This window comes from Nocardia sp. NPDC004711, assembly GCF_053601595.1.
The window spans coordinates 184,453-190,452 of the sequence record NZ_JBSGCB010000017.1; the positions used below are offsets into that span (position 1 = coordinate 184,453).

Here is a 6,000-nt window from a genome sequence, read left to right on the forward strand (position 1 = left end):
ACGTTTTCGGGATGTTGCGGCAATTCCTGGCAAGACCATGGTGTCAGTGATCGGCTTGTCCATACCGTCGATGACGGCGCCCGGGGCCGGGTGTCGCTCGATCCAGTCGACCCGCCGAACGTCAGCTGTGAGGGCCGGGCGGTCGGTGGTGTGAGCCCTGGTCCCGGGTTGCCTCACCAGTTTCTGCGACGGAAGGTGCCTGCAATGCGATCACGGCCCACTGCGCTCGGCTATCTGCGTAAGGATGTCTCCGGTATTCGGCAGGCTTGGGACGAGACCGAGATCAGGAGCTTGGCCAAACGGCTCGGCTACGACTTGGCGAAGACGGTCACGTTCGACGAGCGCACCGAGCGGCCGTTGGTGCGACTGTGCACGGTGGTGGCCCGCTTGGATGCGGAGGTGATCATTACGCCCGGTGCTGAGCACTTCGGTGGCGAGGTCCCCGCGGATCTGGTCGGTGTCGTGGATGTGGTCACGGTGAAGCCTGAGTACACCTATGCCCGGTGGTCCAGTGGAGAGCTTCCCGACCTTCGCCCCGGCGAGGTGGGTAAGGCTCGTCGGTAGGCAATGCCGCTTCCCCCGGTCGTGCTCCGCTCGCCTGGTGGGTGCAGAAACGGTACAGATTCGGGTGCACTTACCCGAATCGAGGGGAACTGGTCCGCATCGCGATCTTCGCCAAAGTGCTTGCTTGACAACAGATTTGGATCAATTTGAATCCTGTTGAACGGCGTGTCTTGGAAACGGCAGGTTTCTGGTTCGAGTCCAGATGGGGGAGCTCAAACCCTCGATCGGTTTCCGATCGAGGGTTTTTTGTTTGTTCGATGAGCTCACCGGCCGCAAATAGGTTGTTGGACGCCTTGGCTGATTGAACGGGTCCGCTTCCCGGACGACCAGCTGCACGATCATGCGCTGGGAGTGGACCCGATTGGAGCGTGGGAATCCCGAAGCGGCATGGCGCAATTCGCGCGCCACCTTCCTCTCACAGGTGGTGGGTCCGCATTTCGAGGAACCTGCCGGGACTGGGTGAGGTCAATTGGGGCCGCACCATCGGGCATGTGGACCGACTGCGCCATGCGCGAGAATTGTTGTCGGCCAAGGGATACGACACCAGTGAAACGATTTTGACCTGCTACAGCCGGGCGGGATTCGAGGAGAACCTCCAGACCGCCGGTATCGCCCCCGGGCAGCGGTTCTGGGATGCGGACGCCCCGATGCTGGTCGATCTGAACACTGTCTACGCCGAGATGTAGCGGGAGCGCGAGACGCCGGTGGCTGGACGCGGCCTTCGTCCGACAAGGGGAACATGACGGCGTATCTGCCGCGGAATGGGGGTTCAGCCGACCGGGAGTTTCACCACCGCATTGGGGCCCCGGTCGGTGACGTATACGTTGTCCGCCTTGTCGACCGCCAAACCCTGGGGATCTTTGAGCCCGGTGAACGGCAACGTGGTCGGCGTCGTCGCGCCCGCCGCCAACCTCGCCACCGATTCGTTACCCCAGTCGACGACGTATACGTCTCCCGCCCTGTCGACTGCCACGCCCCGCGGATCTTTGAGCCCGGTGAACGGCAACGTGGTCGGTGCCGTCGCGCCCGCCGCCAACCTCAACACCCGCTCGGTACCCAATTCGGTGACGTATACGTTGCCCGCCGTGTCGACCGCCACGCCCTGGGGATCTTGGAGCCCGGTGAACGGCAGCGTCGTCGGTGCCGACGCGCCCGCTGCCAACCGCAGCACCCGATCGTTAGCCCGGTCGGCGACGTACACGTCTCCCGCCGTGTCGACTGCCACGCCCCGGGGATCTTTGAGCCCGGTGAACGGCAACGTGGTCGGTGCCGCCGCGCCCGTCGCCAACCGCACCACCCGATTGTTACTCGTGTCGGTGACGTATATGTTGCCCGCCGGGTCGACCGCCACACCCTGGGGATTCTTCAGGCCGGTGAACGGCAACGGGCTCGGCGTCGACGCATCCGCCGCCAATTTCACCACCCGATCGTTACCCATGTCAGTCACATATACGGTGCCCGCCGCGTCGACCGCCACGTCGGTGGGCAGGCTGACGCCGGTGAACGGCAGTGGAGTCTGTGACGAGTAGGCCGGGGCGATGGGTGTGGGCGAGTTGCCACCGCCGCCTGATCCTCGTTCGACACTGATGACGACAGCCACGGCGGCCACCACCGTAACCGCGACCGCGGCCGCGAGCAGCCCGGCGGTCTTGGGCGACAATCTGATTCGCCGCCCATGGCGCGCAGCCACGCCCTCGGTGGTGCTGACCGCGGAATCGCCCACCGCGGCGCGGGCCGCTGCGGCGAGCTCGCGCATGGTCTGGTAACGATCGTCGGGGTTTTTGGCCATTCCCTTGGCGATGACCGCATCGAACGCAGTCGGTACATCGGGTGTAGTGGTGCTGGGACGCGGGGGTGGGGTGTGCAGATGATGGGCGATCACACCCTCCATGCCCAATGAGCTCGCAAACGGCGGCCGGCCGGTAAGGCATTCATGCAGCACGCACGTCAACGCGTACACGTCCACTCGCGCATCGGCCTTGACCTCCGCGCCGATCTCCTCCGGCGCCATATAGGCGACGGTGCCAACGGCCTCGCCGATCGCGGTCAGCGTACGGTCGTCGGCGGCGTGAGCGATCCCGAAGTCGATCAGGTAGGCGAACTCATCGGCCGCTAGCAGGATGTTGGTGGGTTTGACATCGCGGTGGACCAGCCCGGCGTCGTGGGCCGCCTGCAGCGCGCCGGCCACCTGTGTGATGATCGCCACTGCCCGCTGCGGCGACAAGGCCCCTTCTCGCGTGATCACCTTGCGCAGATCGGTGCCCTCGATCAACCGCATATTCAGATAGAGCCGACCGTCGATGTCGCCGAAGTCGTGGATGGGGATCACATGCGGCTCGGTCAACTGTGCCACGGCCCGGCACTCCCGGCGGAAGCGCTCGCGCAGCCGCTCGTCATCGGCGAAGCGCTCGGGCAACACCTTGACCGCCACCACCCGGTTGGTCAGCGAATCATGCGCCCGCCACACCTGGCCCATGCCGCCCTGACCCAGCAGCGACAGCAGCCGATAGCGTCCGAACGTCTGCGCTGGCCCCCAAGTGGCGTCCACGCCACGCACTGACTTGTCATCCATTGCGCCGTCCCGTGACCACCCGACTGGCAAACGGTGTACTTGCTTGCATTCCAATCCCCGCCCGCGAGCGGGCCCACACTAGTTGATTTAGCCAGGCCAGACAGTCGAGAGTCGGCGCTATCGTCGGCGCGCGAATTTCCCAGCGATGCTCATGCTGGCAAGTACGCGGCCAGGCACTGCCCCGCCACCGGTGCGAGTACGCGGATCGTGCCCAGAAATCCGCCGACAAACCTGTCGCAAATTCAGCGTACCTCTGAGCCATACGACCAACTTCGTGAAGAATCCGGCAGTCCAGCACCACTCCGGGGCCGGGCCATCTCGAGTAAAGAGTGTCGGTTTCCTGTCTCCGCCATCTTGCCAAGAGCTTGCTGAGGCAGGCGCGAACTGGACGGAGCGGTACGGGCTGACGGGATACCGCCCCTGACCTGGATGGGACGGACGGGGCGGTACTACCTGGTCGTGGGAAGTGGTCGCCGCAGGATCGGGCTTGCATGTCCTGGAACTGTCCAGGAATTCCCGTCGCGTGGTCGTTGCGCGTGATCGCCTTCAGCCGTGTGCAGTTGCGAACCTTTGATTCTATGCCCAAGGGAGATAGCGGATTTGGCGTAGCTTCGCGCACTCCTGGTTGTATGTGGCAGCGAACGGCTGAGCGACTCGGTAGGTTTCGGGTTCGCGTCGAGATGGGGGAGCTTAAAACACTCGATTGTCTTCCGATCGAGGGTTTTTGTTTGTTCGATGAGCCTAGCGGCCCGCAAGTAGGTTGGTCTGCAACCACTTCCGAATTGCCATGCAGTTCACCGGTTGCATCGCGGGCGGTCTCGCCGCGGCGATCAGCTATAGAAGCGTACTTATTAGAAGTATAGTTCTACTCATGACGCGTTGGTGAAGCCTGAACGGGTGATCAACCGCGATCGCGAATGGGGCGGTTTGATGCGGTTCGTGACGTCGCCGAGTCCGGATGTGCGGCTGGGGATCGTCAGCGGGCGGCGGGGCTACGCCGAGTTGTAGCGGGAGCGCGAGACCGCTGTGGCTGGACGCGGCCTTCGCCAGATCAAGTCGAAGCGGTCGCAGACCTGTGCCCATCTGCATCAGGAATGGTCCCCACCTCCGTTCTTCCGTGCCGTGAGCCGGGGGTGTGAAAGAAGGGCTTGCCAGGCGTCCTGCCACGGAAACCGTTCGCGGTATGCGCCACCGGTTCTGGGCTCGTGTGGCGGGTCTTCGGTCAGCACGGTCACGCCCCACTCCGAAAGCTGCTGCGCGGCATGCCCGATCGGCGGGAAATTGAACAATGCCCGGTTGATGAACGGTACGGCGACGACTGGGAGCCCGTGTCCAACAGCCTCGACCAGCAGCCCGAGTGGCAACGTGTCCGAGATCCCGGCGGCCCACTTGGCGAGCGAGTTCGACGTGATCGGAGCAACGATCATCCCATCGGCCGGCGGTAGCACATCGGCCGCGTCCGGATCCTTGTACTGGCTACGCACGAGATGTCCGGTCTTGGCACTCAGATCGGCGGCATCGATAAAACGGAGACCGTTCGGTGACGCCACCACGCAGACATCCCACCCTGCTGCGTGAGCGAAGTCCACGAGTACACCCACGTCACGAGCGACGGGCGCGCCGGTCACAATGGCGTACAGCACGGGCTGTTCCTGATCGTTCATGCCCCAATCGTTTCAGCCCGCGCCCGCACCGGCACTCCCTGCGAACTACGCCGGAATCGCGCCTACGCGTTTCGCGAGCTTGCCGAGGTCACCCGTGGTCAGGTCGCGCCTTGCGGTACGCATCATGTGGCCGACAAGTTCGCGGACAACAGTCAGGCTCCGAACATGTTGAGGCGCAGTATGTTCGGCGCGCAATAGCGCGTGCAACGACGATTGATAGTTACGTTTCACGGCGTAGGCGCGGCCGATTTCGACAAAGTACTGAGCCCGCCGACCTTCGGCAGGCAATTCATCAGCTGACAGTTTCGGAGCTAATGAGAGCACTCGCCCGGCGTCACGGCGCTCCATTGCCGCGGACATGCGCCACAGGGTGACGTTCGCTGGGCCGAACGTTGGATTGCGTAGTATCGATGTACTCGGCGCGGCATCGCTCAGACGGCGCGCCTGCTCGGCTGCTTCGTCCAAATGCGGTTCGGGGTCACCTCCCAGCGCCGCCATGACGAGGGACGCTTGAAGGTGCAGCATCCCGTATGTCTCGACTTCGCCGATCGTGTGCACACGCGCCGACAAGCGGTCTGCCGTGGACTCTGCGTGCTCGAGCGCGGTTGGGAGCGAGCCCGGCCGCGATAACAACACCTGACTGCGAGCGAAAGCCGTTGCGGCGAATGCCGCTGTGCTGTCGCTGTATTCAGCAGCACGTTCGGCTTCCTGCGCGGCTGTCCAAGCGAGCGCGTGGTACCCGCGGGCCTTCAACGCGGCCGATGTTGTGTGCGCCACGGTGCCATGAATGTCCCAGGCTCGCTCGAGGTCTGCGCCGGTCCCATCGTGCAGGTGCCGGTAGCTGTCGGTGAGCATAGGGGCGAGCATCGGACCGAGTGCGGCATAGTCACACGCGACCCGGAGATGTGCTGCGTGCTGCGCCATCGCAGCCAGTTCGTCAAGGGTTCTGCGGGGCGCGGTCGGCGTGGTGTTTCCTGCAGTCCACAGCGCGATCTCTATATCCGGCACAGAGACATGGAAACTCGCGGACGACGGATCAAACCGGTCCTGTTCATGCCCAGTCAGATCACCAACTGTCACACCGAGCGCTTGCGCAAGGGCCAGTTGAGGCTTCCCCCGGATAGTGGACACCGATTTGGCAGGACCGAAGGTCCTGCTGGAAGGATGTCTCCATGCCTCCTCGCAAGCGCCGGTCGTTCA

General features: G+C 64.0%; 5 protein-coding genes. 2 read left to right on the forward strand and 3 right to left on the reverse strand.

Annotated elements, in window-relative coordinates:
* Positions 1-204 precede the first annotated feature (204 nt).
* A complete protein-coding gene (locus ACWEKS_RS19465; protein ID WP_452341378.1) occupies positions 205-564 on the forward strand; it encodes a hypothetical protein in 360 nt (119 codons plus the stop codon).
* Between the two features lie 491 nt (positions 565-1,055).
* Positions 1,056-1,250: a hypothetical protein gene (locus ACWEKS_RS19470; protein WP_452341379.1), complete on the forward strand. Its 195-nt coding sequence runs from the start codon at positions 1,056-1,058 to the stop codon at positions 1,248-1,250.
* 83 nt (positions 1,251-1,333) lie between these two features.
* On the opposite strand, the gene ACWEKS_RS19475 is transcribed toward ACWEKS_RS19470, so the two are convergent.
* The 3 genes from ACWEKS_RS19475 to ACWEKS_RS19485 form a co-directional block, all read right to left on the reverse strand.
* Entirely contained in the window at positions 1,334-3,136 is a 1,803-nt protein-coding gene (locus ACWEKS_RS19475; RefSeq protein ID WP_452341380.1) for a serine/threonine-protein kinase PknD, read from the reverse strand.
* A 1,088-nt stretch (positions 3,137-4,224) separates the two neighbouring features.
* Positions 4,225-4,800 carry a flavoprotein gene (locus tag ACWEKS_RS19480; RefSeq protein ID WP_452341381.1) on the reverse strand — a complete coding sequence of 192 codons (576 nt, stop codon included), beginning with the start codon at positions 4,798-4,800 and terminating at the stop codon, positions 4,225-4,227.
* 45 nt (positions 4,801-4,845) lie between these two features.
* Positions 4,846-5,931 carry a hypothetical protein gene (locus tag ACWEKS_RS19485; RefSeq protein WP_452341382.1) on the reverse strand — a complete coding sequence of 362 codons (1,086 nt, stop codon included), beginning with the start codon at positions 5,929-5,931 and terminating at the stop codon, positions 4,846-4,848.
* Positions 5,932-6,000 lie beyond the last annotated feature (69 nt).